Below are 24,816 nucleotides of genomic sequence, written 5' to 3' on the forward strand. Positions count from 1 at the left end.
GTTCCGGGCGCAAGCTTGCCTTCCCCGGCCCTTTCCCTTAAACGGCGCTGCGATGCGGCCGGGCTTCCCGGCCGCCTTTTCTTGCGTGGCCAGCCACGCCCCATCGGAGCCGCGTCGCCGCATGTCCGGCAGTTCCCGCCCCCGTCTCGTGATGAAATTCGGCGGCACCTCGGTCGCCACCGTCGAGCGCATCCGGATCGTGGCGAAACATGTCAAACGCGAGATCGAGGCCGGCTACGACGTCGCCGTGGTGGTTTCGGCCATGTCCGGCAAGACCAACGAGCTCGTCGCCTGGTGCAACGAGGCCGCGGGCCTCTACGACCAGCGCGAATACGACACCGTCGTCGCCTCGGGCGAGCAGGTGACGTCCGGCCTGCTGGCCATGGTGCTGAGCGGCATCGGCATCAAGGCGCGCTCCTGGCAGGGCTGGCAGGTGCCGATCGAGACCAACGAGGCGCACGGGTCGGCGCGCATCAGCGGCATTCCGTCCACGAATCTCGACGAGGGCTTTTCCCGCGGCGAGGTGGCCGTCATCGCCGGCTTCCAGGGCGTGGAGCCGAAGAGCGGCCGGATCGCCACGCTCGGCCGCGGCGGCTCGGACACGTCGGCGGTGGCCGTCGCCGCCGCCATCGGCGCCGAGCGCTGCGACATCTACACCGACGTCGACGGCGTCTACACTACCGACCCGCGCATCGTGCCCAAGGCGCGGCGGATGGACCGCATCGCCTTCGAGGAAATGCTGGAGATGGCCTCGCTCGGGGCCAAGGTGCTGCAGGTGCGCTCGGTCGAGCTCGCGATGGTGCACAAGGTCAAGACCTATGTACGGTCGTCCTTCGACGATCCCGCCAATCCCAATCCCGGAACCCTCATCTGCGACGAGGAAGACATCGTGGAACAGCAGGTCGTCACCGGCATCGCCTACTCCAAGGACGAAGCGCAGATCACCCTGCGCCACGTGCCGGACAAGCCGGGCGTCGCCGCCGCCGTCTTCGTGCCGCTGGCGGAGGCCAATATCAACGTCGACATGATCGTCCAGAACATCTCCGAGGACGGCAAGTCGACCGACATGACCTTCACGGTGCCGCAGGCCGAGTTCCAGCGCGCCAGGGACGTGATCGACAAGGCCCGCGCCGTGGTCGGCTGCGACATCGTCGAGGCGGCCACCGACGTGGCCAAGGTCTCGGTGATCGGCATCGGCATGAGGAGCCATGCCGGCGTCGCCGCCAGCTGCTTCCAGGCCCTGGCCTCGCGCTCGATCAACATCCGGGCGATCACCACCTCGGAGATCAAGATCTCGGTGCTGATCGACGCGGCCTACACGGAGCTTGCCGTGAGGACGCTGCATTCGTTATACGGCCTCGACAAGGCCTGATTTGCCGGCCACATCACGGCGACCGGATGCTCGGCGCGGCCCGGACCGCGATTCGGGGTGCATAAGCCCGTCGAGCATTTGGAACCCGGCAGGAATCCCGGATACCTTGGCGGCAGGGCCTGGGATTCCCGACGAATTCGGCTTCACTTTGCAAGCCTGACAGGAGGGCCACGCATGCCTGGCGCGCTCGGCGGACCGCGCCTGCTCTTGAAACGGCTCCGCGAGGTGATGGCGGAGCCCGTCTCCGCGCAGGAACGCCTCGACAAGACCGTCGTGCTGATCGCCGCCAACATGGTGGCCGAGGTGTGCTCGACCTATGTGCTGCGCTCCGACGACACGCTCGAGCTCTATGCCACCGAAGGCCTGAACCCCAACGCCGTCCACCTCACCACCATGCGCAAGGGCGAGGGCCTGGTCGGCCTGGTGGCCAAGGAGGCCGAGGCGGTGGCCACCGCCGATGCCCAGACCCACCCGGCCTTCTCCTACAAGCCGGAGACGGGCGAGGAACTCTACCACGCCTTCCTCGGCGTGCCGATCCTGCGCGCCGGCGAGACGCTGGGCGTGCTGGTGGTGCAGAACCGCGCCCATCGCGTCTACAGCGAGGAAGAGATCGAGGCGCTGCTGACCGTCTCGATGGTGCTGGCGGAGATGATCGCCTCGGGCGAGCTGCAGGCGCTCGCCCGCCCCGGCGCCGACATCGCCGGCCGGCGGCCCCTGCATCTCACCGGCGCCAGCCTGGCGGAAGGCGTCGGCCTCGGCCACGTCGTGCTGCACGAGCCGCGCGTCGTGGTGAAGACGCTGATCGCCGAGGATCCGGCGCGCGAGACCCAGCGCCTCGAGGACGCCATCGAGGGCCTGCGCGACTCCATCGACAGCATGCTCGACCGCGGCGACGTCGCCCGGGCGGCGGAGACGCGCGAGATCCTCGAAGCCTACCGGATGTTCGCCCACGACCGCGGCTGGCTCGCCAAGATGCGCGAGGTGATCGCCACCGGCGTCACCGCCGAGGCCGCGGTGCAGCGCGTGCAGTCCGACACCCGCGCCAGGATGCAGCGCGTCGCCGACCCGATCCTGCGCGAGCGCCTCTACGATCTCGACGACCTCGCCAACCGCCTGCTGCGCCAGCTCACCGGCGACGGCCATCACGTGCCCGCCGACCGCCTGCCGAAGGATGCCATCCTGGTGGCGCGCTCGATGGGCCCCGCCGCCCTGCTCGACTACAACCGCGACAGCCTGCGCGGCCTGATCCTCGAGGAGGGCGGCCCGACCAGCCACGTCGCCATCGTCGCCCGGGCGCTCGGCATCGCCGCGGTGGGCGAGGTCAGCGAGATCACCAATCTGGTGGAGGAGGGCGACGCCATCATCGTCGACGGCTCGGCCGGGGCGGTGCAGGTGCGCCCGGCGCCGGACGTCGAGGCCGCCTATGCGGAGAAGGTGCGCTTCCGCGCCCGCCGCCAGGAGCAGTACCAGGCGCTGCGCAGCCTGCCGAGCCGCACCAAGGACGGGCGCGACATCGGCCTCTACCTCAATGCCGGCCTGCTGGTCGACCTGCCGCACGTGCGCGAGAGCGGCGCCCACGGCATCGGCCTGTTCCGCACCGAGCTGCAGTTCATGATCGCTTCGCAGTTCCCGCGCACCAGCGAGCAGCAGGCACTCTACAAGGCGGTGCTGGAAGCGGCGGGAGACCGCTCGGTCACCTTCCGCACCCTGGACATCGGCGGCGACAAGGTGCTGCCCTACATGCACAAGATCGAGGAGGAGAACCCGGCGCTGGGCTGGCGCGCCATCCGCCTCGGCCTCGACCGGCCGGGCCTGATGCGCTCGCAGCTGCGCGCCCTGCTGCAGGCGGCGGCGGGCCGGGAGCTCAGGGTGATGTTCCCGATGGTGGCGGCAGTGGAGGAGTTCGACCACGCCCGCGCCATGATGGAACGCGAGATCGCCTTCCTGCGCCGCCACGGCAAGCCGCTGCCCGACCTGGTCAAGCTCGGCGCCATGGTCGAGGTGCCCTCCATCCTCTGGCAGCTCGACGAGATCCTGGCCCGCGTCGACTTCCTCTCGGTCGGCTCGAACGACCTGTTCCAGTTCCTCTTCGCCGTCGACCGCGGCAATGCCCGCGTCGCCGGGCGCTTCGACACGCTCTCCGTGCCGATCCTCCGGGCGCTGCGCTTCATCACCGACAAGGCGGCCGCCGCCGACGTGCCGGTGACGCTGTGCGGCGAGCTCGCCTCCAGGCCGCTGGAGGCGGCGGCGCTGATCGGCGTCGGCTTCCGCCTCCTGTCGATGAACCCGGCCGCGATCGGGCCGGTGAAGGCGATGCTGATGGAGGTGGATGCGGGCGAACTGGAGAGCCTGGTCACCGAGCACATCGCCGCCCATGCCGACAAGCCGCTGCGCGCCGTGCTGCGCGAGTTCGCCGAGCGGCGCGGCGTGCCGTTGTAGCGGGCCGGCCTCCAGCGCGGCTCGCCGTGCCAGCCCCGATCCCGCCCTCCTTCAAGCCGTCCGACCATGCTGCCCATAGAGAAACTCGACGCCCTGGTCCGCCGCCGCGATCTGGTCGAGGCGGAGCTCGCCTCCGGCCCGGGCGCGGAGACCTTCGTGGCGCTGTCACGCGAGCTGGCCGAGCTCGATCCCGTCGTCGCCGCCGTGCGTGAATGGCGAGCGGCCCAGGCCGAGCTCGCCGGCGTCGAGGCGATGCTGGCCGAGCCCTCGGTCACCGGCGAGATGGCGGCCCTTGCCGATGAGGAGCGCAAGGAGCTCTCCGGGCGCATCGGCGACCTGGAGACCGCCATCCGCATGGCGCTCCTGCCCAAGGACGCGGCGGACGAGAAATCGGCGATCCTCGAGGTCAGGGCCGGCACCGGCGGCGACGAGGCCTCGCTGTTCGCCGGCGACCTCCTGCGCATGTATCTGCGCTATGCCGACCTGCAGGGCTGGAAGACCGAGATCCTGTCCGAATCCCCCGGCACGGCCGGCGGCTACAAGGAGGCCTCGGCGGCGATCCGCGGCCGCGGCGTCTTCGCCAGGCTGAAGTTCGAATCCGGCGTGCACCGGGTGCAGCGCGTGCCCGCCACCGAGGCGAGCGGGCGCATCCACACCTCCGCCGCCACCGTGGCGGTGCTGCCGGAGGCTGAGGAGGTCGACATCGTCATCGACGAGAAGGACCTCAAGACCGACGTGTTCCGCGCCTCGGGCGCCGGCGGCCAGCACGTCAACACCACGGACTCGGCGGTGCGCATCACCCATCTGCCGACCGGCACGGTGGTGGCCGTGCAGGACGAGCGCTCGCAGCACAAGAACCGGGCGCGGGCCATGGCGCTGCTGCGCGCCCGGCTCTACGAGGCCGAGCGCGAGCGCAACGAGGCGGCCCGCGCCGCCGACCGGCGCGACCAGGTCGGCTCCGGCGACCGCTCCGAGCGCATCCGCACCTACAATTTCCCGCAGGGGCGCGTCACCGACCACCGCATCGGGCTGACGCTCTACAGGCTCGAGCAGGTCATTGCCGGCGACGACCTGGGCGAGGTGATCGACGCGCTGGTCACCGAGAACCAGGCCCGGCTGCTGGCGGCCAGCGAAGCGCGATGACCACGCTCGACGCGCTCTACCGCCGGGCGGCAGCATCGCTGCGGCAGGGCGCCGTGGCGACGCCGGAGCTCGATGCGCGCTGGCTGGTGGCCGAGGCGGCCGGCGCGCCGGCGCAGGACGTGACCCTGCGCGGCGCCGCGGCGGTCGACGATGCGGTGGCGACGCGGGCGATGGCGCTGGTGGCGCGCCGGCTCGCCGGCGAGCCGGTCGATCGCATCCTCGGCACGCGCGAGTTCTGGGGTCTCGGCTTCCGGCTCGGCCCCGCCACGCTGTCGCCGCGCCCGGACACGGAGACGGTGGTCGAGGCCGCCCTGGCCACCCTGCCCGACCGCGCCGCGGCCTGGCGCATCCTCGACCTCGGCACCGGCAGCGGCGCCATCCTGACGGCGCTGCTGCACGAGCGTCCGGCCGCCACTGGCATCGGCGTCGACCGCAGCCTGGAAGCGGCGCGGATCGCCCGCGACAATGCGCTCGCCAACGGCGTCGGCGCCCGCGCGGCGTTCCTGGTGGCGGACTGGGCGGCGGCGCTGGGCGGGCCGTTCGACCTGATCGTCTCCAACCCGCCCTATATCCCGGCCGGGGCGATCGAGGGCCTCGCGGTCGAGGTGCGCGCGCACGATCCGCGCCTGGCCCTCGACGGCGGCGCCGACGGGCTCGATGCCTACCGCGCGATCGCCGCCCAGGCGGAGCCGCGCCTCGCGCCGGGCGGCGCCCTGGTGCTGGAGCTCGGCGCCGGCCAGGAAGAGGCGGTCGCGGCCGTGCTGGCGGAGGCCGGCCTCGAGGCCGAGCGCCCGGCCCGGCGCGACCTCGGCGGCGTGCCGCGAGCGCTGACGGCGCGCGCCCACAAAAAAGGCCCGGGAGAACCCGGGCCTCGATGATCCCTCGTGCAGGCCGCTCAGGCGGCCTCGTCCTCGGCGACCTCGTCGATGTCGGCCTCGGCGTCCTTGGCGCTGCCGCGCTTAGGGCCCTTGGCGAGGTTGGCCTCCAGCAGCTTCACCGCATCGGTTTCGGTGATGTCCTGCACGGCCGCGATCTCGCGCGACATGCGGTCCAGCGCCGCCTCGTAGAGCTGGCGCTCCGAATAGGACTGCTCGGGCTGGGCGTCGGAGCGGTAGAGGTCACGCACCACCTCGGCGATGGCGATGAGGTCGCCGGAATTGATCTTGGCCTCGTATTCCTGCGCGCGGCGCGACCACATGGTGCGCTTGATGCGGGCGCGGCCCTTGAGCGTCTCGAGCGACTTGTCGACCAGCGCCGGCTCGGCGAGCTTGCGCATGCCGACCGCCGTCACCTTGGTGGTGGGGACGCGCAGGGTCATCTTGTCCTTGGCGAAGGTGATGACGAACAGCTCCAGCTTGAAGCCGGCAACTTCCTGCTCGTCGATGGACACGATCTTGCCGACGCCGTGCGACGGATAGACAATGTGCTCGCCGGTCTTGAAACCCTGCTTGGTCGACGCCTTCTTCGCGCTCGTCATGACGCTTCAACGCTCCTTTTCGTGGTGGCCGGACGCCACAAGATGAGCGGGCAGACGCTGAGGCGCCCGTTGCCGCGCGGCTTGATCCGACAAAGACGCCCTGCTCGCCTGACGGCGGGTTGGGGCGGTGCCGAGCCGGAAGAGGGTCAAAATGTCGCGCCGGCTTTCCGCGAGCGTTTGAGACGCCCTCGGAGACAGGTTCCTCATTGTGAGCCACAAAAAAATGGCTCCTTCTCGGAGCGGTGGCGGGTGCGGCGGCCTTCTCTGACCTTCTTGCTTGGTACCACAAAAACTTGCGAAAATCAATGCATATGCGGGGCGGCGCATGGCTGCTCCGCCCGCCGAGCGGGTGTTAAGGTTGCCGGATCATCATCGCCGAGGCGATCACGCCAAGCCCGGTCAGGCGTCGCCCTGGCCCGGTTCGGACGAGAAATGCTGCAGCTTGCCTTCCACCCCGTCCCATTCCTTGGCGTCGGCCGGACCGTCGCGCTTGATGGTGATGTTCGGCCAGGACTTGGCATATTGGGCGTTGAGCTCAAGCCAGCTCTCCAGGCCCTTCTCGGTGTCGGCCTTGATGGCGTCGGCGGGGCACTCCGGCTCGCAGACGCCGCAGTCGATGCATTCGTCGGGGTGGATCACCAGCATGTTGTCGCCCTCGTAGAAGCAGTCCACCGGACAGACCTCCACGCAATCCATGTACTTGCACTTGATGCAGTTCTCGGTGACCACGTAGGTCATTGGGCAACGTCCTGGAGAATACGCGTCGATGGAGTTGCCTAGCGGAGATGGGCCCGCGGTTCAAGCGGCACCGTATCCCCGGAACAGGCCGTTCAGCTCGCTATAGGGCATGGCGGCCTCGGCGAAGTCGAAACGGCCCTCGTCCCGCATCTCCACCGCGGCGCGGCGCACGGCGCCGAAGGCGGCGCGGGCGAGGCTGCTTCCGACGCTGATGCGTTTGACGCCGAGCTCCGCCAATTCCGCAACGCTGCATCGCGGCTCGCGCAGGCCGGCCACGACGTTGACGGGCCGGTCCACCGCCGCGACCACGGCGGCGATCGCCTCGCGCGAGGGCAGGCCGGGAGCGTAGAGCACGTCGGCGCCGGCCTCCTGGAAGGCCTGCAGCCGGCGGATGGTGTCGGCGAGGTCGGCCCGCCCGTGCAGGAAGTTCTCGGCCCTCGCGGTGAGCGTGAAGGCAAAGGGCAGGCTGCGCGCCGCCTCGGCGGCGGCACGGACACGGGCGACGGCGGCCTCGAAGCCGTGGATCGGCGTCTCCGGCCGGCCGGTGGCGTCCTCGATCGAGCCGCCGACCAGGCCTGCGGCGGCGGCCGCACGGATGGTCTGCGCACAGGCTTCCGGCTCATCGCCGAAGCCGCCCTCGAGGTCGGCCGAGACCGGCAGATCCGTTGCCGCGACGATGACGCCGGCATTGGCGAGGATCTCGTCACGGCCGAGCACGCCCTCCCCGTCCGGGCGGCCGAGGCCGAAGGCGCAGCCGGCGCTGGTGGTTGCCAGCGCCTCGAAGCCGAGCGAGGCGAGCAGGCGCGCCGTGCCGGCGTCCCAGGGATTGGGAATAACGAAGGCGCCGGGGCGCTGGTGCAGGCTGCGGAAGGCTTGCGCCTTCTCGAACTGGCTCGGCATGGAATTCTCCGGGGCTGGTGCCGCGCCAGATTGTTCCCGATTTGTTCGAAAATCAATCCTCCTGACAATAAAACCCTTCGCTGCCGAAGCCCGATGCGCCCAGGCCGTAGCGGGGCTGCGACCTCAGCGCATCGGGCTCGCCATTCCAAGCCGGAGCGAAGCGGGTGGAACCCGCTTCGCTCCGGGCCGAGTGCTCTGGAGGTGACCGTCGGTTGGATCCGATCAGTAGTTGTAGGCGCGCTCGCCGTGCTCGGCGATGTCGAGGCCTTCACGCTCCTGGTCGTTGGTGACGCGCAGGCCCATGACGAGGTCGACGAGCTTGTAGAGGATGAACGAGCCGATGCCGGACCAGGCCAGCGTCAGCAGCACGCCCTTGGCCTGGATCCAGACCTGGCCGATGCTCCATTCGGCGATCAGCAGCTTGCCGGGAGACGTGACGTAGTCGGCGATGCCGGCGCCGCCGAGGGCGGGGTTGACCAGGATGCCGGTGGCGAGCGCACCGAAGATGCCGCCGACGCAGTGCACGCCGAACACGTCGAGCGAGTCGTCATAGCCGAGTGCGTTCTTCACCGTGGAGACGAAGAAGAAGCAGATCGGGCTGACCAGCAGGCCGAGCACCACCGCGCCCATCGGGCCGGAGAAGCCGCAGGCCGGCGTGACCGCCACGAGGCCGGCGACCGCGCCGGAGATGGTGCCGAGCAGCGAGGGCTTGCCCTTGACCGACCACTCGACGAACAGCCAGGACACCGCCGCCGCGGCCGTGGCCACGAAGGTGTTGATCATGGCGAGCGCCGCCGCCGACGTGGCCTCGAGGTTGGAGCCGGCATTGAAGCCGAACCAGCCGACCCAGAGGAGCGAGCCGCCGATCGCCGTCATGGTCAGCGAGTGGGGCGGCAGGTGCTCCTTGCCGTAGCCGACGCGCTTGCCGAGGACCAGGGCGCCAACCAGGCCGGCAATGCCGGCATTGATGTGCACCACGGTGCCGCCGGCGAAGTCGAGCGCGCCCCAGGTGAAGATCTGGCCGGCCGGAGCGGTCGCCGCATCGGGGCCGCCCCAGTACCAGACCATGTGCGCCATCGGGAAGTAGATGAAGGTCACCCACAGCACGATGAACACGATCATCGAGGAGAACTTGATGCGCTCGGCGAAGGAGCCGACGATCAGGCCGGGCGTGATCATCGCGAACGTCATCTGGAAGCAGATATAGACGAATTCGGGGATGTAGACGCCGTTGGTGAAGGTGGCGGCGCCGGTGGAGGTGCTGACGCCGGCCAGGAACAGCTTGGAGAAGCCGCCGAAGAAGGGCTGCAGCGGGCCGGAGCCTTCGGTGAAGGTGAGGGAGTAGCCGTAGACCACCCAGATCACCGAGACGAGCGCGGCGATCACGAAGACCTGCGTGAAGACGGAGAGCATGTTCTTGGACCGGACGAGGCCGCCATAGAACAGGGCCAGGCCCGGCACGGTCATCAGCAGGACGAGGGCGCTGGCGGTCAGCATCCAGGCGGTGTCGCCCTTGGCGCCGGGCGCGGCGAGGGAGTCGGCGACGGCGTCGGCCCATGCCGGGGACGCGGCCAGGAGCGCCCCGAGAAGCGCCGGCGTCGCATATTTCAATACGCGGGAAAAAGTCATCAACACGTGTTCCTGTCTCGAACGGATTGTCGGTTTGCGGGTGGTCGCGTCAGAGCGCGTCGAGGTCCTTCTCGCCGGTGCGGATGCGCACCGCGGTCTCGATGGGCGTGACGAAGATCTTGCCGTCGCCGATCTGGCCGGTCTTGGCGGCGGCGCCGATCGCATCGATCACCTTGCCGACGATGTCGCCGGGAACGGCGACCTCGATCTTGAGCTTGGGCAGGAAGCTCACGGCGTATTCGGCGCCGCGATAGATCTCGGTATGGCCTTTCTGCCGTCCGTACCCCTTCACCTCCGTCACGGTCAGGCCGTGCACGCCGATGGCGGTCAGCGCGTCGCGGACCTCCTCCAGCTTGAACGGCTTGATGATGGCCATCACAATTTTCATCCTGTCTCACTCCTTCGCTCTGGTGCTGACGGCGGCATGTCGCCCCCATGAAAAAGCCGCCGCGAGCGCGGCCGTCCGGTCCGGCCGGGGAGGTCCCCGGCCTGGCCTCGCCCGGTCGGGGCCCAGCTCCCCTTCCGCGCGCCGGACAAGGCAAGCGGCGGTCCCGCCCCCGGGGCCGCCGCTGCCACATGCAAGGTCGGTCAGCCGTGGACCGTCTCGCCGTGCAGGTTGATGTCGAGGCCCTCGACCTCGACTTCCTTGGTGACCCTGAGGCCGATGACGACGTCGATGACCTTCAGGATGACGAAGGTGCCCACGGCCGAGTAGATGAAGGTGCCGAGGACGTCGTAGAGCTGGATGGTCATCTGGCCGAAATTGCCGTCGATCAGCCAGCCCTTGCCGGCCGAGTTGATGGCGTTGGAGGCGAAGACACCGGTGAGGAGGGCGCCGAGCGCGCCGCCGACGCCGTGCACGCCCCAGGCATCGAGCGAGTCGTCATAGCCGAAGACACGCTTCATGTGGACGGCCGAGAGATAGCAGACCACGCCGGCGATGAGGCCGATGGCGAGGGCGCCCGCCGGATTGACGAAGCCGGAGGCCGGGGTGATGGCGACGAGGCCGGCCACGGCGCCGGAGATCATGCCGAGGACCGAGGGCTTCTTGGCGACGATCCATTCCATGAACATCCAGCCGAGCGAGGCCGCCGCGGTGGCGATCTGGGTGGCGGCCATGGCCATGCCGGCATTGACGTTGGAGGTGACGGCGGAGCCGGCGTTGAAGCCGAACCAGCCGACCCACAGCAGCGAGGCGCCGATCAGGCTGAGCACCAGGTTGTGCGGCGCCATGTTCTCGGAGCCGTAGCCGGTGCGCTTGCCGAGGACGAGGCAGGCGACCAGGGCCGCGGTGCCGGCGTTGAGATGCACGACCGTGCCGCCGGCATAGTCGAGAGCGCCCATGGTGCCGAGCCAGCCGCCGCCCCAGACCCAATGGGCGATCGGGCAGTAGACCAGAATCAGCCAGGCGCCCATGAAGGTGAGGAAGGCGGAGAACTTCATGCGATCGGCGATGGCGCCGGCGATCAGGGCCGGGGTGATGATCGCGAAGGTCATCTGGAAGCACATGTAGACCGACTCGGGGATGGTCGGCGCCAGCGCGCTGGTGGTGTTGAGGCCCATCGGGGCCAGGAAGAAGTAGGAGAAGCCGCCGAACCAGGCCTGGTGCGATCCGCCGTCGGTGAAGGCGATGGAATAGCCGATGATCATCCAGAGCACGGTGATGACGCAGGTGGCGCCGAAGGACTGGGCGCAGGTGGCGAGCACGTTCTTCTTGCGCACCATGCCGCCGTAGAACAGCGCCAGGCCCGGGATGGTCATCATCAGCACCAGCGCGGTGGACGTCAGCATCCAGGCGGTGTCGCCGGTGTCGATCTTGGGGGCGTCGGCGAGCGCCGTGCCGGTCGTCAGGGCCAGCGCCCCGAGAGCGGCGAGCGCGGCCCGCGCGACGTGCTTGACGGTGACAGTCTTCATGATTCTTCCCCTGAGGAATGCAGTGCCTGAAGGATCGGTGTCGGTGTGGTGGGATGCCGGCTTCACAGCGCGTCGAGATCCTTCTCGCCGGTGCGGATGCGCACCGCGGTCTCGATCGGCGTCACGAAGATCTTGCCGTCGCCGATCTGGCCGGTCTTGGCGGCGGCGCTGATGGCGTCGATCACCTTGCCGACGAGGTCGCTGGCGACGGCCACCTCGATCTTGAGCTTCGGCAGGAAGCTCACGGCGTATTCAGCGCCGCGATAGATCTCGGTATGGCCCTTCTGGCGCCCGTACCCCTTCACTTCCGTCACAGTCAGGCCGTGCACGCCGAGCGCGGTCAATGCGTCGCGAACTTCCTCGAGCTTGAACGGCTTGATGATGGCCATCACGATTTTCATGCTGTTTCATCCTTGAGCCTGGCGTTCGCCGCGGCGGCCGCGCCCCCCTCTGAGGCCGCCGAGAACGGCCGGCGCAAATCAAGCCCTGTGCCAAGCGGGAAGGCAGGTTTTAACAATCTGTAAAATCACGGGAATCGGCGCATCTGCCGTTTTGAGGCGCAGTCGCCCATCCCGCCATCGACCATAAAATAGGCAAATGTCTAAAATTTAGGCAGCCGCTGCGCCGGCCCGCTTCCGCCGCATTTTTGCCTTCCCGATCCGTAGTTTCGACGCCATAGAGTCAAGACGGGCTTCGCTTGGTGGGCGTCGGGTGACGGGGTGGGCCTCAGCATGCGCGAGCGGCGCAGCCTGCGCCGCGCTGGCGCTCGGCTGCGGGCCCGCGGCCTCGGCCGGCGCCTGCGGTCAGGCCGCTTCGGAAGGAGAAACGGTCATGATTGCGCAGGCGCTGCCGGACAAGGCGCTGCGCCTCGCCGACGGCCGGACCATCCGGCTCGCCGGCCTCGACGCGGAGAGCCTGCGCCTGCCGCCGATCGAGAACGAGGAGGCGACGCTGGCCGGCGCCGGACCGGCGGACCGGCACGGGGCCGTCCATGCCGACCTCGTCGTCGAGGGCATCTCGCTCTCCGAGCGGCTGGCGGCGGAGGGCAACGCGCGGATCCGGCCGCGGCCGGGCGAACAAGCCTGCTATGCCGCGCTGCTGGCGGCCGAGGACGCGGCCCGCCGCGCCGGGCTCGGCCTGTGGGCGGAGCCGGCCTATGCGGTGGCGGACGCCTCGGATCCGGAGGCCGTGGCGCCGCACGAGGGGCGCTTTGCCATCGTCTCCGGCCGGGTCGTCCATGCCGGCGCGAGCGGGGCGACGCTGTGGATCGACTTCGGCGCGGTGTGGAGCACCGATGTGACACTGGCCATCCCCAAGCGGGAGGGACCGCGCTTCGTCGCTTCGGGGGTTGCGCCGGAAACCCTGGTGGGCCAAATGATCCGCGCGCGAGGCGTGGTGACGGCGCAGGGCGGTCCGCGCATCGACATCACCGAGCCCGCGGCGATCGAGCGCATCGACGCGCCGAAGCAGTGAAGGGAAGGATGGACCGAAGGGCCATGAGGGCGCGCGTGTCGGGATCGAGAGCAGGGAGCGGCGTGGCGATCGCCACGCTGGCGCTGGCGCTCGGCCTGTCGGGCTGCACCACCGCCGCCGATGTCGCGACGGATTCGGCGACCGGCACGGCGGCCCAGCCGCTGGTCGCCAGCCTGCCGAAGGAGGCGCCGCGGGTGATCGCCCCGCCGACGGCGGCCGACCGCGAGCACGATCGCCTGGTCGCCTCCTATGGCGGCGCCTACAAGAACCCCGCCACCGAGCGCTATCTCGACGACCTGGTCGATCGCCTGGCGGCGCAGTCCGACCGGCCGGACATCCCCTACAAGCTGACCATCCTCAACTCGTCCTCGGTCAACGCCTTCGCGCTGCCCTCGGGCCGGATCTACGTGACGCGCGGCCTGCTGGCGCTGGCCAATGACGATGCCGAGATCGCCGCGGTGATCGCCCACGAGATGGCGCATGTCTCGGCCCGGCACGCCATCGCCCGGGCCGACATGGAGAAGCAGTCGGTCCTGGTCTCCTCTGTCATGACCGACGTGCTGCACAAGCCGCAGGAAGGCCAGATGCAGCAGGCCAAGTCGCTGGTGACCATCGCCAGCTTCTCGCGCCTGCAGGAGCTGGAGGCCGACCAGATCGGCGTGCGCACCATTGCCCGGGCCGGTTTCGACCCCTATGGCGCCGCGCGCTTCCTGGCCTCGATGAGCCGGCAGGTCGACCTGCGCGGCAACGGCTCCCAGCCCAACGCCAACGCCTACGACTTCCTCAACACCCACCCCTCGACGCCGGAGCGCATCCAGCGGGCGATCGAGGTGGCGCGCCAATATGGCGCACCGGGCACCGGCCGGCGCGACAAGGTGAGCTACCTGCAGGCGATCGACGGCCTGACCTATGGCGAGGATCCGACGCAGGGCTTCATGCAGGGCCGCGCCTTCCTGCATCCCCGGCTCGGCTTCACCTTCGTCGTGCCGCAGGGCTTCACCATCGACAACACGCCGCAGGCGATCCTCGGCGTCGACGGCGGCGGGCGGGCGCTGCGCCTCGATACGGTCAAGCCGAAGGACGGCCAGTCGCTGGTCGACTATCTCTCCTCGGGCTGGATCGAGGGCGTCGACACCGGCACCGCCCAGACCCTCACCATCAACGGCTTCGAGGCGGCGACCGCCGTGGCGCGCGGCGAGGAATGGAGCTTCCGGCTCTACGCCATCCGCTTCGGCGCCAGCGTCTATCGCATGATCTTCGCCGCCCGCGACCTCTCGGCCGCCAACGACACCCTGTTCCAGCAGACGGCCTCGACCTTCCGGCGGCTGACGCCGGAGGAGATCGGCAACGTCAAGCCGCTACGCATCGACGTGACCACGGTGCGCGCGGGCGACACGCCGGCGACGCTGTCGGTGCGCATGGCCTATGCCGACCACGCGCTCGACCGCTTCCTCATCCTGAACGGCCTCGACGCCAACGCCACGCTGCAGGCGGGCGACCGGGTGAAGATCATCTCGGAGTAGGGCCGGGGCCGCGCGCCTTCAGGTCCGCAGCTCGGCGCCCTGAGCCTCCGGCGCCCGCACCGGCATCCGGGCCTCGAGCGCCTGGCGCAGCTTGCCGAGGGCGCGGCTCTCGATCTGGCGCACCCGCTCCTTGGAGATGCCGAGGCTGGCCCCGAGGGTCTCGAGCGTGTCGGCCTCGTCGGTGAGGCGGCGGGCCTGGACGATGCGGCGCTCGCGGGCGTCGAGCTGGTCGAGGGCGCCGCGCAGCCAGATCAGGCGGCGCTCGCCGTCGATGGCGTCTTCCGCCACCTCGTCCGGCAACGGGCGCCCGTCGACGAGGAAGGTGATGCGGGCGCTGCCGCCCTCCTCGCCGTCATGGCCGACGGGCGCGCCGAGCGAGGCGTCGGGCAGGGAGAGGCGGGCGTCCATCTGCGCCACGTCCTCGACCGGCACGCCGACCGCCCCGGCGATGCTGCGGTAGATCGCCTCGCGCCCGATGCCGTCGGTCTCGCGGGCGAGGCGGGCCCGCAGGCGGCGCAGGTTGAAGAACAGCGATTTCTGGGCCGAGGAGGTGCCGCCGCGCACGATCGACCAGTTGCGCAGCACATAGTCCTGCACGGCGGCGCGGATCCACCAGGTGGCATAGGTGGAGAAGCGCACCTCGCGCTCCGGCTCGAAGCGCGCCGCCGCCTCGAGCAGGCCGATATGGCCCTCCTGGATCAGATCCGCCATGGACAGGCCGTAATGGCGGAAGCGCGCGGCGATGGCGATGACCAGGCGCATATGCGCGCCGGCCAGGCGATGCAGCGCCTGCTGGTCGCGCTGCTCCTTCCAGCGGATCGCCAGCGCGTGCTCCTCCTCGCGCTGCAGGAAGGGAGCCTCCATCGCCTGCCTGACGAAATGACGACGCAGTTCAGGGGCATTCGCCATGCACGCACTCCCATTGCTCCGGCGGCGGCCGCCAAGCCGGCCGGACGCGCCACACCGGCACAACGGCGATGGGCGTCATAGGGTCCCGCCCGATGGCCATCACATTGGCGTGATGGCCCTTGACCGGGAGGCACGGCGCCCGAGACGCTGCGGCATGCCTGTCCCTCCACAGCGCTCGGAGCCGGGCCGCCGCGGGCGGAGCCGGCGGCGCGTGTTCCTGCCCTGGGCCGCGGCGCTGCTGGCGGCCAATGCGGGCCCGGCTGGCGCCGGGGACCTGCCGGCCGGCTTCGTCCGTCTCGCCGACCTCGCCCCCACCATCCGCCAGGACATGCGCTATGCCGGGCCGGACAACGTCACCGGGCACCCGCTCGCCGGCTATGCCGGGCCCGCCTGCATCCTCCGCACCGAGGCGGCGCAGGCGCTCGCGGCGGTGCAGCGCGACCTCGCACCCGAGGGGCTCGGCCTGGTGGTGTTCGACTGCTACCGGCCGCAGCGCGCCGTGGCCGACCTCCTCGCCTGGGCGCGGGCCGGCGACGGCCCGCAGCGCGCCCCCGACCATCCCGCCGTCGACCGCAGGGCCCTGGTGGCGCTCGGCTATATCGCGGCGCGCTCGGTCCATTCGACCGGCTATGCCGTCGATCTCGGCCTGGCCCGCCTCGGCGCCCCGGCGAGCCCCGGACAGGCCGGCGCGCCCTGCACGGCGCCGGTGGCGCGGCGCGGCGACCGCGGCCTCATCGACTTCGGCACCGGCTTCGACTGCTTCGATCCCAAATCCTGGACTGCCGCATCCGGCCTGCCGGCCGAGGCGGCGCGCAACCGCCGGCGTCTGGTCGCGGCGATGCGGGCGGAGGGCTTCGCCAATTATCCGCGGGAATGGTGGCACTTCGGCTATGACGGCCACGCCGGCGCCGCGGCGGAGGATTTTCCCGTGACGGCGCCCTGAGCCCGCTTCCGTGGCCGCGATGCCCGTGCCAAGCTCGCCCCGGCCGCCGGCGACCCGGCGGGGTATTAGGCGGGGGCGGGATGGCGTTGTTGCGGGAACGGGGCGCGCCGGCGCGCGTCACCAATATCGAGCTCTTCTTCGACCTGGTCTTCGTCTTCGCGGTCACCCAGCTCTCGCACGGGCTGCTGGCGCATCTCACCGCCGGCGGTGCCGTGCAGACGCTGATGCTGTTCCTGGCGGTGTGGTGGCTGTGGATCTTCACCAGCTGGGTCACCAACTGGCTCGACCCCGACAAGACGCCGGTGCGCCTCGCCCTGTTCGCGCTGATGCTGGCCGGGCTCGTGCTCTCGGCCTCGATCCCGCATGCCTTCGAGAGCATGGGCCTGGCCTTCGCCCTCGCCCATGCCGGCAGCCAGGTCGGACGCTCCCTGTTCATGATCCGGGCGCTGGGCCGGGACAACCCCGGCAACCGGCGCAATTTCCAACGCATCACCGTCTGGCTGCTCGTGGCGGCTGCGTTCTGGATCGCCGGCGGCCTCGCCGCGCCGGAGCCGCGCCTGGCGCTCTGGGCCGTGGCGCTCGCCATCGAATATGCCGGCCCCTCCGCCGGCTTCGCCGTGCCCGGGCTCGGCCGCTCGACCACGGCGGACTGGGACGTGGAGGGCCACCACCTCTCCGAGCGCTGCTCGCTCTTCGTCATCATCGCGCTCGGCGAATCCATCCTGGTCACCGGCGCGACCTTCGCGGACCTCGCCTGGGGTCCGGCTCAGGTCGCCGCCTTCCTGGCCGCCCTCGTCGGCAGCATCGCCATGTGGTGGATCTATTTCGACACCGGCGCCGAGCGCGGCAGCCACCACATCGCCGCGTCCGACGATCCCGGCCGGCTGGCGCGGCTCGGATATACCTATCTGCACGGATTGATCATCGCCGGCATCATCGTCTGCGCCGTGGCCGACGAGCTGGCGCTGGTGCACCCCGACGGGCACGAGGGCCATATCGACTTCGCCTCCGCCGCGGCGATCCTCGGCGGGCCGGCGCTCTATCTCCTCGGCAACACCCTGTTCAAGGCGACGCTGATCGGCCATCCCCCGCTGTCCCACCTCGCCGGCTTCGCCTTGCTGGCACTGCTGGCGCTCGCCGCGGCCTGGCTGACCCCGCTCTGGCTGGCGCTCGGCACCAGCGCCGCGCTGGTGGTGGTGGCGGGGTGGGAGACGGCCTCCTGGCGGCGAGGCGCGTCGGTGGCGCAGGGGCATTGAGGGCGGCAGTCCCCCTCCCCTCACACCCCCGCCAGCCCGCCGGCGCGGATCGCCTCCGCCAGGCGTGAGACGTCGGGGCCGCTGGCGCGGTCCTCCTCCAGCTTGTCGACATGGCTGCGCACGAAGGCGAAGACGCGGGCGGCGCCCGGGCCGAGCTCGCCGCCGCCTCTGAGGTCGATCGCCTGCGCCGCCACGATCAACTCGCAGGCGGCGAGCACGACCAGGCGCGCCGCGCTCTCGCGCAGCTTGGTCACCGCCGCGGGCGCGTTGGCCGCATGGTCCTCGACGCCGTCGGCGACGTGCAGCAGCGCCAGCGTTGCCGGCTGGGCCCGGGCGCGGATCTCGCCCTCCAGCGCGCCGATCACCTTCTGCAGCGGCGCGAAGCCGGCGCGGCTCGGGCCGAGCGGAGTGAGGAAGCGCGGCTGGTCGGAATAGCCCGGCGACATCAGCTTCAGCGCCCGCTGGGCCGAGATGGTGGCGGCATGGGACAGGGCCTGGGCCAGGGCCTCGAAGCGCAGGGTGAGGCCGGTCATGTCGAAATTGCCGTTCGACAGCATCTGCCCGTCGATCACCACCGGGTTGTCGCCGCTGTGGTTCAGCTCCAGCTCCACCGCGGCGGCAGCCTCGGCGAGCGCCGTGCGTGCCGCCCCGTGCACCGGCGCGGCGCAGCGGAAGGAGAGCGGGTCCTGCAGCCGGCGGGCCGGGCCGCGGTCGCCGAGATGGCCGCCGGCGACCAGGCCGAGCAGGCGCTTGGCCGCCGCGGCCTGGCCCGGCGCCGGCCGCGCGGCGTTCACCACCGGCAGCAGCGGCGAGAGATTGGCGCCGAAGGCCTCCATGGCCAGCGCCGCCGCGGCGTCCAGCGTGTCGAGGGCGAGGCGCGCGTCGACCAGCGCCAAGGCGCCGCGCCCGGCGGAAGCCGCGTTGGCGACCACCAGGGCGTGGCCGTCCTTGACGCCGAGCGCCAACGGCGCGAGCCCGGCTCGCGCCAGGGCGTCGGCACCAGGCAGGCGCGCGCCGCCGAACTCGGCCTCGCCCTCGCCGAGCAGGGCCACGGCCATGTGGGCGAGCGGCGCCAGGTCCGCCGCGCCGATCGAGCCGATCGACGGCACCACGGGGTGGAAGCCGGCGTTGAGCGCGGCGACCAGCGCCTCGGCCACGGCCGGCGAGACGCCGCTCTGGCCGACCGCCATGCCGGCGGCGCGGGCCGCCATCATGGCGCGCACCTCCTCGGCCGGCATGGCCTCGCCGACGCCGACGGCGCGGGCGAAGGGGACGCGGCGCTGGAAGGCGGCGAGGTCGGCGGCGGCGAGGCGCGTGTCGACCCCGGCGCCGAGGCCGGTGGTGAGGCCGTAGACCGGCACGTCCTCCGCCACATGGCGCTCGACCACGGCGCGGACCGTGGCCATGCGCTCGCGCGCCCCGCGCGACAGCGCCGCCGGGCGCCGGCCGCGGGCGATCGCCGCCACGTCGTCGACGGTGATGCTGTGGTCGCCGAGGATGACGACACCGTCAGGCATGCGATCCTCCGCCGGAGCGAGGCGGCGCGGCGTGACCAGGCGCGAGCGATGGCCGAAGCAGATTCCCCGAACCTGCTTTGCCTGGCAATCTAAGCAGCTTCCCGTGGCCGAAGCCACGAGAAGCTGCTTAGAAGGAAGCCTCAGCGAGGCGAGGCTATCATGGCAGCGACGATCGACCTGTTCCTATGCCGCTCCGACAATTTTGGAGCCCTGATCCACGATTCCATCACCGGCCGCACCGCGGCGATCGACGCGCCGGAGGCAGCGCCGATCGAGGCCGCGCTGGCCCGACGCGGCTGGAAGCTTAGCGACATTCTGGTGACGCACCACCACGAAGATCATGTCGCCGGCATCGCCGCCCTCAAGGCGGCCTGGAACTGCCGCGTGGTGGCGGCGAAGGCCGACGCCCACCGCATCCCGGCCGTGGACGAGACCGTGGCCGAGGGCGACCGCGTCGCGGTCGGCAGCCTCGAGGCCGAGGTGATCGACACGCCCGGCCACACCGTCGGCCATATCGCCTACTGGTTCCGGGCGGAGAGCGCGCTGTTCGCCGCCGACACGCTGTTCTCGCTCGGCTGCGGCCGGGTGTTCGAGGGCACGCCGGGCGAGATGTGGACGTCGCTGCAGAAGCTCCGCGCCCTGCCCGACGAGACCCTGCTCTATTGCGGCCACGAATACACGCTGTCCAACGCCCGCTTCGCCCTCACCGTCGATCCGGAAAACGCCGCGTTGCGGACCCGCGCCGCCGAGGTCGAGCGCCAGCGGGCCGAGGGCCGCTTCACCCTGCCGGTGACGCTGGGGGCGGAGAAGCGCGAGAACCCGTTCCTGCGCGCCGACGACCCAGGGCTGGCCGCCGGCCTCGGCATGGCCGGAGCCGACCCGGTGGCAGTGTTCGCGGAGATCCGCGAACGCAAGAACCGCTTCTGAGCAATCGGGAGGAGACGCCGATGCCGGTCCTCGACCCCTCTGCCATCATCGCCACGCTCGGCATGCGGCCGCACCCCGAAGGCGGCCACTATGTCGAGACCTTCAAGGACGCGGCAGGCGACGGCCGCCCCGCCTCGACCGCGATCTATTACCTCCTCAAGGCGGGCGAGCGCTCGCACTGGCACCGCGTCGACGCGGCCGAGGTCTGGCACCACTATGCCGGCGCGCCGCTGGCGCTGTCGCTCTCCGAGCGCGGCGACACGGCGACGCGCCACGTGCTCGGCCCGGACCTCCCCGCCGGCGAGCGCCCGCAGGTCGTGGTGCCGGCCGGGGTCTGGCAGGCGGCCGAGAGCCTGGGGGATTGGACGCTGGTCGGCTGCACGGTGGCGCCGGGGTTTCGATTCGAGGGGTTCGAGATGGCGGCGCCTGGGTGGGCGCCGGGCGAGGCATAGGGGCGCACGGGGCGAGCCGGGCCGTCACGTCGAGGTTCGTGCACGACACGGCCCTCCGCCCGACCTGTTCCATCACGCACGCCTGCGCTACGCAGATGGAGCCGTGTCGTCCCATCCGGAAAGCCCCGCGATGCTCTACCTCACATCCAAGCTGGTGCAGTTCCTGCTCCTGCCTTCCAACCTGATCGGCGTGCTGGCGCTCGCCGGCCTCCTCGCCTGGTTCACCCGCTGGCGGCACCTCGCAAAAGCCTGCCTGCTCACCGCGGCGCTGCTCCTCGTCGTGCTCGGCTGGAGCCCGCTCGGCGCCCTGGCGGTGACGGCGCTGGAGGACCGCTTCCCCCGCACGGCCGTCGAGGAGCCGGTCACCGGCGTCGTCGTGCTCGGCGGCTCGATCGCCTCCAGCATCACCGCGGCGCGCGGCAGCCCGGCAGTGAACGAGGCCGGCGAGCGCCTGACCGCCGCAGTCGAGCTGGCCCGGCGCTATCCCGCGGCGCGGATCTTCCTTTCCGGCGGCTCCGACCGGGTGCGCAGCGACGGCGCCCGCTCGGAATCAGCGATCGCCCGCGACATGCTCGCCGCCATGGGCGTGCCGGCCGAGCGCATCGCGCTGGAGGAGCGCTCGCGCACCACCTGCGAGAACGCCGTCGAATCCAAGGCGGCCCTGGCGCCACAGCCGGGCGAGCGCTGGCTGCTGGTGACCTCGGCCAACCACATGCCTCGCGCCGTCGCCTGCTTCCGCGCCGCCGGCTTTGCCGCCATCCCCTACCCCGTCGACTTCCGCACCCGCGGCGCGGCCGAGCTCACGCGGCCCGTGGTCGACATGACGCGGGGCCTGGAGATGGCGGATCTCGCCGCGCATGAATGGCTGGGGCTGGTGATGTACCGGGTGATGGGGGTGACGGAGGAGGTGTTTCCGGGGGCGTGAGTCTCGACCGCCACCGCCCGCGATGGAACCAAGTGTCGCCAAACACCTTGGCGACGTGCGAAACAATTCCACTCATCTTCACTCTCCCCTGTTTGGGGAAAATCTCGACACCTCGGCCTCGATTCTTTTCAATTCCTCGACATGCTCCGCCTCGATCGCCTCGCGTTCGCGGCGCCCGGCATCGAACGCTGTGTAGACCTGATGGACGATCGTCTCCATGCGATCATGAGAGACGCGCCCGGCGCCCGCCAGCACCTCGCGCTCGTTGAAGGCGAGGAAGCGGTCGGTCTGCGCCACCCAATCAACCATGTTCATCTGCTTGCGCCGGCGCGACTGGTCGTCGGCAAAGTCGAGGAACATGGTGACGATGCGATTGAGCTCGTCGATCTCGTCTGCCTCGAGATAGTTCTTGGCGGTCGTGACGTCGTCCTTGCGCACACAATCGCTTTTCCAACTGGTCAGGCCCATGTTGGGCTCGGCCGCGTCGGCGCGCTTGACGATCAGTTCGGCCGCCGTCCGCCCCGTCACCGCGAACAGCATCTTGTTCCGGATCGTCTGGAAGAAGAGCTGTGCGGTCTGAGCCGATTTGTCGTAGTCGACGCTGGTGGCAGCGAAGACGTCGCGGACCTTCTGATAGAAGCGCTTCTCGGATGCCCGGATGTCCCGGATGCGTTCGAGCAGCTCGTCGAAGTAGTCGAATCCGCCAGGCTCCTTGAGCCTGGCATCGTCGATCACGAAACCCTTAACCAGGTATTCCCGAAGGGTCGTCGTCGCCCATTGGCGGAACTGCGCGCCGCGCGGCGATCGCACCCGGTATCCGATGGCAAGGATCATCTCCAGATTGTAAAGCTTGAGGTTGCGCCGGACCTCTCGGCCGCCCTCGAACTGAACTGTCAAAAATTCTTTGACAGTTGCCGCTTCGGCCAACTCCCCATCGTCGAGAATCTGTTTGACGTGATAGCTGACAGACTGCTTAGATGTCTGAAATAATTCAGATATTTCGGCCTGTGTCAGCCAGACGGTGCCGTCGATCGCCCGTAGCTGAACCTCGGCGGAGCCGTCGAGCGACCGGTACAGAATCAGTTCGCCTTCAGCCATCGAGGCCGAGCTCCTTCAGATGCCGGCGTATCCTGACGTGCGGGGTCGCGAGCTCATAACACCTGGATCGAATCGCTACACTCGACATGAGAGATTGGAAAATTTGAACTTTCTCTGATAGCCCCACTCGACCCTTTGTCGCCGCGTCAGCTCGGTCTCGATCAGGGCCTACCCCTTCACCGCCCCCACCGCGATCCCCGACACGATCCGCCGCTGGAACACCACGTAGAGCACCACGATCGGCGCGGCGGCCACCACCAGCCCGGCCGAGAGCAGCGGCACGTTGGTGGTGTATTCGCCGCGCAGCGCCGCGATGCCGACCATCAGGGTGCGCTTGTCCTGCAGCACGAGCAGCGAGATCAGCACGTCGTTCCAGCAATAGAGCGTGTTGAGGATGCCGAGCGTGATCAGCGCCGGGCGGCCGAGCGGCAGCATCACGTGCCACCAGACCTGCCGGAAGCTGGCGCCGTCGATGCGCGCCGCCTCGATCAGCTCGCGCGGCAGGCCGGCATAGAAGGCGGTCATCAGGTACACCGAGAAGGGCAGGAAGAACGCGGTGTAGGCGAGGATCAGCCCGGCATGGGTGTTGAGGAGGTGGAGGCCGACGATGGTGCGGTAGAACGGTACCAGCACCACCTGCACCGGGATCATCAGCGAGGCCAGGATCAACGCGAACAAGAGGCGGCGGAAGGGAAAGCGCAGGCAGGCGAGCACGAAGCCGGCGAGCGAGGCGACGAGCAGCAGCAACGTCACGGCGCCGACGGTGACGATCACCGAGTTGAGGAAATAGTCGCCGAGACGGGCCCGGGTCCAGGCCTGGACGAAATTGGCTGATGTCGGCTCCCAGGCGAGGCCGAAGCGGTCGAGGATATAGGCCCGGTTGCTCTTCAGCGCGTTGTTGAGGGCGAAGAGCACGGGATAGACGCAGGAGAGCGCCAGGATCGCCATCGGCACCGCGGCGATCCAGAGCGCGCGCCGCTCGCTTCTGCCGGCTGCAGCCATGTCCGCCTCAGATCTCGGCGTTGCGCGCCATGATGCGGATCTGCAGCCAGGCGAGCCCGGCCATCATCACGAACAGCATCATGGAGAGAGCGGCGGCATAGGCGGGCTGGTTGAGCTTGCCCTGCTCCAGCCAGATCAGGAACTCGGGCAGGGTCGTCGCCGTGCCCGGGCCGCCGGCGGTGAGCACGTAGATCAGGCCGAACATCGAGGTGAGCACGCCGATGGTGGTGACCACGGCGGTGAATTCGATGATCGGGCGCAGCGAGGGCACGATGACGTAGAGCCAGGTCTGCCAGAGCCCGGCGCCGTCGAGCCGCGCCGCCTCGACCATGTCCTGCGGCACGGTGGAGAGGCCGGCGAGGAAGATCAGCACGCCCATGCCGAAGGTCGACCAGAACTGCACGGCGATCAGGCTGGCGAGGGCGGTGGAGGAATCGCCGAGCCAGTCCACGGCCGAGATGCCGACCAGCTTCAGGAGCGCGTTGAGGCTGCCGTCGAAGCGCAGCACGACGTTGAAGATCGAGCCGATGATGACGCTGGAGAGCACGGCAGGGAAGAAATAGACGGCGCGGAACAGCCTGCCCCCGGGCACGCCCTGATGGATCAGGATGGCGAGCACCATGGGCAGCGCCACCCAGACCGGCAGCGTCGCCAGCAGGAACAGGGTGTTGACCACCGAAGCCCGGAAGGTGGGATCGGCGAGGGCCTGCGCGTAGTTGGCCGCGCCGACGAAGCGCGCCGGGCCGATGCCGGTCGAATCGGTGAAGGAGAGTACGAAGCCCCAGGCCAGCGGGAAGGCCCGGAAGACCAGGACCAGCAGCAGCGCGGGCAGCAGGCAGAGATAGGCGAAGCGCCACTCGGCGCGGTGGGCGGCTGCGGCCCTCCGGGATGGGAGGGCGGCTCGGCTGAGGTTGGCTGGCGGCATGTGGACTCGACCAGGGCAAAGACGTCCGCGGGAAGCTCTATACGCACTACGCTTGTAAACCATTCTTGAGGCTCAACTTTTGGTCGTCATGGGCGGGCTTGTCCCGCCCATCCCAAGCGAAATCGAATTCGATTTCGTGGCGACCACAGGCTCATGTTGAGTTCGCGTGGATGGACGGGACAAGCCCGTCCATGACGCGCACTGGTTGAACCATTGGCCTGACAGGACAACCAGCTTCGCTTGCCGCCCCCTCT

23 protein-coding genes are annotated in these 24,816 nt (G+C 70.0%); 11 read left to right on the top strand and 12 right to left on the bottom strand.

The window, feature by feature from the left end:
* Window positions 1-121: 121 nt before the first annotated feature.
* From QO011_RS38425 to prmC, 4 genes are all read left to right on the top strand, one after another.
* Entirely contained in the window at window positions 122-1,372 is a 1,251-nt protein-coding gene (locus QO011_RS38425) for an aspartate kinase (protein ID WP_370882073.1), read from the top strand.
* 174 nt (window positions 1,373-1,546) lie between these two features.
* Window positions 1,547-3,811, top strand: a complete 2,265-nt coding sequence (gene ptsP / locus QO011_RS38430) for a phosphoenolpyruvate--protein phosphotransferase (protein WP_307284703.1) — start codon at window positions 1,547-1,549, stop codon at window positions 3,809-3,811.
* Window positions 3,812-3,877: 66 nt separating this feature from the next.
* Window positions 3,878-4,954: a peptide chain release factor 1 gene (gene prfA / locus QO011_RS38435; RefSeq protein ID WP_307284705.1), complete on the top strand. Its 1,077-nt coding sequence runs from the start codon at window positions 3,878-3,880 to the stop codon at window positions 4,952-4,954.
* Entirely contained in the window at window positions 4,951-5,832 is an 882-nt protein-coding gene (gene prmC, locus QO011_RS38440; RefSeq protein ID WP_307284707.1) for a peptide chain release factor N(5)-glutamine methyltransferase, read from the top strand. The genes prfA and prmC overlap by 4 nt, the downstream gene beginning before the upstream one ends.
* A gap of 17 nt (window positions 5,833-5,849) precedes the next feature.
* On the opposite strand, the gene QO011_RS38445 is transcribed toward prmC, so the two are convergent.
* The 7 genes from QO011_RS38445 to QO011_RS38475 form a co-directional block, all read right to left on the bottom strand.
* The gene (locus QO011_RS38445) at window positions 5,850-6,431 is read right to left on the bottom strand and encodes a CarD family transcriptional regulator (protein ID WP_307284709.1); all 582 of its coding nucleotides are present in this window, start codon (window positions 6,429-6,431) and stop codon (window positions 5,850-5,852) included.
* 399 nt (window positions 6,432-6,830) lie between these two features.
* Window positions 6,831-7,169, bottom strand: coding sequence for a ferredoxin FdxA (gene fdxA, locus QO011_RS38450; RefSeq protein ID WP_307284712.1), 339 nt, complete (start codon window positions 7,167-7,169; stop codon window positions 6,831-6,833).
* 60 nt (window positions 7,170-7,229) lie between these two features.
* A complete protein-coding gene (locus QO011_RS38455) occupies window positions 7,230-8,069 on the bottom strand; it encodes an isocitrate lyase/PEP mutase family protein (protein ID WP_307284716.1) in 840 nt (279 codons plus the stop codon).
* 222 nt (window positions 8,070-8,291) lie between these two features.
* Window positions 8,292-9,698, bottom strand: a complete 1,407-nt coding sequence (locus QO011_RS38460; protein WP_307284721.1) for an ammonium transporter — start codon at window positions 9,696-9,698, stop codon at window positions 8,292-8,294.
* Window positions 9,699-9,747: 49 nt separating this feature from the next.
* Window positions 9,748-10,086 carry a P-II family nitrogen regulator gene (locus QO011_RS38465; protein ID WP_307284724.1) on the bottom strand — a complete coding sequence of 113 codons (339 nt, stop codon included), beginning with the start codon at window positions 10,084-10,086 and terminating at the stop codon, window positions 9,748-9,750.
* 200 nt (window positions 10,087-10,286) lie between these two features.
* Window positions 10,287-11,612, bottom strand: a complete 1,326-nt coding sequence (locus tag QO011_RS38470; protein WP_307284728.1) for an ammonium transporter — start codon at window positions 11,610-11,612, stop codon at window positions 10,287-10,289.
* Between the two features lie 62 nt (window positions 11,613-11,674).
* Entirely contained in the window at window positions 11,675-12,013 is a 339-nt protein-coding gene (locus QO011_RS38475) for a P-II family nitrogen regulator (protein WP_307284731.1), read from the bottom strand.
* 430 nt (window positions 12,014-12,443) lie between these two features.
* Between QO011_RS38475 and QO011_RS38480 the strand changes: the two genes are divergently transcribed.
* On the top strand, window positions 12,444-13,085 hold the full coding sequence (locus QO011_RS38480; protein WP_307284734.1) for a thermonuclease family protein: 642 nt from the start codon (window positions 12,444-12,446) through the stop codon (window positions 13,083-13,085).
* 35 nt (window positions 13,086-13,120) lie between these two features.
* On the top strand, window positions 13,121-14,608 hold the full coding sequence (locus tag QO011_RS38485) for a M48 family metalloprotease (protein ID WP_307284737.1): 1,488 nt from the start codon (window positions 13,121-13,123) through the stop codon (window positions 14,606-14,608).
* Window positions 14,609-14,626: 18 nt separating this feature from the next.
* Here QO011_RS38485 and QO011_RS38490 read toward each other — a convergent pair whose 3' ends face one another.
* Window positions 14,627-15,517: an RNA polymerase factor sigma-32 gene (locus QO011_RS38490; protein WP_307284740.1), complete on the bottom strand. Its 891-nt coding sequence runs from the start codon at window positions 15,515-15,517 to the stop codon at window positions 14,627-14,629.
* Window positions 15,518-15,671: 154 nt separating this feature from the next.
* Here QO011_RS38490 and QO011_RS38495 point away from each other — a divergent pair, with 154 nt between their 5' ends.
* Together QO011_RS38495 and QO011_RS38500 are read left to right on the top strand one after the other, a co-directional pair.
* Window positions 15,672-16,460, top strand: coding sequence for a M15 family metallopeptidase (locus QO011_RS38495; protein WP_307284742.1), 789 nt, complete (start codon window positions 15,672-15,674; stop codon window positions 16,458-16,460).
* A gap of 80 nt (window positions 16,461-16,540) precedes the next feature.
* On the top strand, window positions 16,541-17,716 hold the full coding sequence (locus QO011_RS38500; protein WP_307284746.1) for a low temperature requirement protein A: 1,176 nt from the start codon (window positions 16,541-16,543) through the stop codon (window positions 17,714-17,716).
* 20 nt (window positions 17,717-17,736) lie between these two features.
* Here QO011_RS38500 and QO011_RS38505 read toward each other — a convergent pair whose 3' ends face one another.
* Window positions 17,737-19,233, bottom strand: coding sequence for an aromatic amino acid lyase (locus QO011_RS38505; protein ID WP_307284749.1), 1,497 nt, complete (start codon window positions 19,231-19,233; stop codon window positions 17,737-17,739).
* A gap of 159 nt (window positions 19,234-19,392) precedes the next feature.
* Here QO011_RS38505 and gloB point away from each other — a divergent pair, with 159 nt between their 5' ends.
* The 3 genes from gloB to QO011_RS38520 all read left to right on the top strand — a co-directional run bounded on the left by gloB (window position 19,393) and on the right by QO011_RS38520 (window position 21,537).
* Window positions 19,393-20,160, top strand: coding sequence for a hydroxyacylglutathione hydrolase (gene gloB / locus QO011_RS38510; protein ID WP_307284752.1), 768 nt, complete (start codon window positions 19,393-19,395; stop codon window positions 20,158-20,160).
* Between the two features lie 20 nt (window positions 20,161-20,180).
* On the top strand, window positions 20,181-20,612 hold the full coding sequence (locus tag QO011_RS38515) for a cupin domain-containing protein (RefSeq protein ID WP_307284755.1): 432 nt from the start codon (window positions 20,181-20,183) through the stop codon (window positions 20,610-20,612).
* 130 nt (window positions 20,613-20,742) lie between these two features.
* Entirely contained in the window at window positions 20,743-21,537 is a 795-nt protein-coding gene (locus QO011_RS38520) for a YdcF family protein (protein WP_307284758.1), read from the top strand.
* 78 nt (window positions 21,538-21,615) lie between these two features.
* Here the strand turns inward: QO011_RS38520 and QO011_RS38525 are convergent, their stop codons facing one another.
* The 3 genes from QO011_RS38525 to QO011_RS38535 form a co-directional block, all read right to left on the bottom strand.
* Complete coding sequence (locus tag QO011_RS38525) at window positions 21,616-22,635, bottom strand: virulence RhuM family protein (RefSeq protein WP_307284760.1); 1,020 nt, start codon at window positions 22,633-22,635, stop codon at window positions 21,616-21,618.
* A 168-nt stretch (window positions 22,636-22,803) separates the two neighbouring features.
* Window positions 22,804-23,637: a carbohydrate ABC transporter permease gene (locus QO011_RS38530; RefSeq protein WP_307284761.1), complete on the bottom strand. Its 834-nt coding sequence runs from the start codon at window positions 23,635-23,637 to the stop codon at window positions 22,804-22,806.
* A gap of 7 nt (window positions 23,638-23,644) precedes the next feature.
* Window positions 23,645-24,562: a carbohydrate ABC transporter permease gene (locus QO011_RS38535; RefSeq protein ID WP_307284764.1), complete on the bottom strand. Its 918-nt coding sequence runs from the start codon at window positions 24,560-24,562 to the stop codon at window positions 23,645-23,647.
* Window positions 24,563-24,816 lie beyond the last annotated feature (254 nt).

This window comes from Labrys wisconsinensis (genome assembly GCF_030814995.1).
Taxonomy (GTDB): Bacteria; Pseudomonadota; Alphaproteobacteria; order Rhizobiales; family Labraceae; genus Labrys; species Labrys wisconsinensis.

Coding starts and splice junctions, on each gene's coding strand:
- QO011_RS38505 (WP_307284749.1), bottom strand. CDS start 19,233: ATGCCTGACGGTGTCGTCATCCTCGGCGACCACAGCATCACCGTCGAC.
- prmC (WP_307284707.1), top strand. CDS start 4,951: ATGACCACGCTCGACGCGCTCTACCGCCGGGCGGCAGCATCGCTGCGG.
- QO011_RS38530 (WP_307284761.1), bottom strand. CDS start 23,637: ATGGCTGCAGCCGGCAGAAGCGAGCGGCGCGCGCTCTGGATCGCCGCG.
- QO011_RS38460 (WP_307284721.1), bottom strand. CDS start 9,698: ATGACTTTTTCCCGCGTATTGAAATATGCGACGCCGGCGCTTCTCGGG.
- QO011_RS38475 (WP_307284731.1), bottom strand. CDS start 12,013: ATGAAAATCGTGATGGCCATCATCAAGCCGTTCAAGCTCGAGGAAGTT.
- QO011_RS38515 (WP_307284755.1), top strand. CDS start 20,181: ATGCCGGTCCTCGACCCCTCTGCCATCATCGCCACGCTCGGCATGCGG.
- QO011_RS38445 (WP_307284709.1), bottom strand. CDS start 6,431: ATGACGAGCGCGAAGAAGGCGTCGACCAAGCAGGGTTTCAAGACCGGC.
- QO011_RS38480 (WP_307284734.1), top strand. CDS start 12,444: ATGATTGCGCAGGCGCTGCCGGACAAGGCGCTGCGCCTCGCCGACGGC.
- QO011_RS38455 (WP_307284716.1), bottom strand. CDS start 8,069: ATGCCGAGCCAGTTCGAGAAGGCGCAAGCCTTCCGCAGCCTGCACCAG.
- QO011_RS38525 (WP_307284760.1), bottom strand. CDS start 22,635: ATGGCTGAAGGCGAACTGATTCTGTACCGGTCGCTCGACGGCTCCGCC.
- ptsP (WP_307284703.1), top strand. CDS start 1,547: ATGCCTGGCGCGCTCGGCGGACCGCGCCTGCTCTTGAAACGGCTCCGC.
- QO011_RS38535 (WP_307284764.1), bottom strand. CDS start 24,562: ATGCCGCCAGCCAACCTCAGCCGAGCCGCCCTCCCATCCCGGAGGGCC.
- QO011_RS38520 (WP_307284758.1), top strand. CDS start 20,743: ATGCTCTACCTCACATCCAAGCTGGTGCAGTTCCTGCTCCTGCCTTCC.
- QO011_RS38490 (WP_307284740.1), bottom strand. CDS start 15,517: ATGGCGAATGCCCCTGAACTGCGTCGTCATTTCGTCAGGCAGGCGATG.
- QO011_RS38425 (WP_370882073.1), top strand. CDS start 122: ATGTCCGGCAGTTCCCGCCCCCGTCTCGTGATGAAATTCGGCGGCACC.
- QO011_RS38500 (WP_307284746.1), top strand. CDS start 16,541: ATGGCGTTGTTGCGGGAACGGGGCGCGCCGGCGCGCGTCACCAATATC.
- QO011_RS38465 (WP_307284724.1), bottom strand. CDS start 10,086: ATGAAAATTGTGATGGCCATCATCAAGCCGTTCAAGCTGGAGGAGGTC.
- QO011_RS38495 (WP_307284742.1), top strand. CDS start 15,672: ATGCCTGTCCCTCCACAGCGCTCGGAGCCGGGCCGCCGCGGGCGGAGC.
- QO011_RS38470 (WP_307284728.1), bottom strand. CDS start 11,612: ATGAAGACTGTCACCGTCAAGCACGTCGCGCGGGCCGCGCTCGCCGCT.
- gloB (WP_307284752.1), top strand. CDS start 19,393: ATGGCAGCGACGATCGACCTGTTCCTATGCCGCTCCGACAATTTTGGA.
- prfA (WP_307284705.1), top strand. CDS start 3,878: ATGCTGCCCATAGAGAAACTCGACGCCCTGGTCCGCCGCCGCGATCTG.
- fdxA (WP_307284712.1), bottom strand. CDS start 7,169: ATGACCTACGTGGTCACCGAGAACTGCATCAAGTGCAAGTACATGGAT.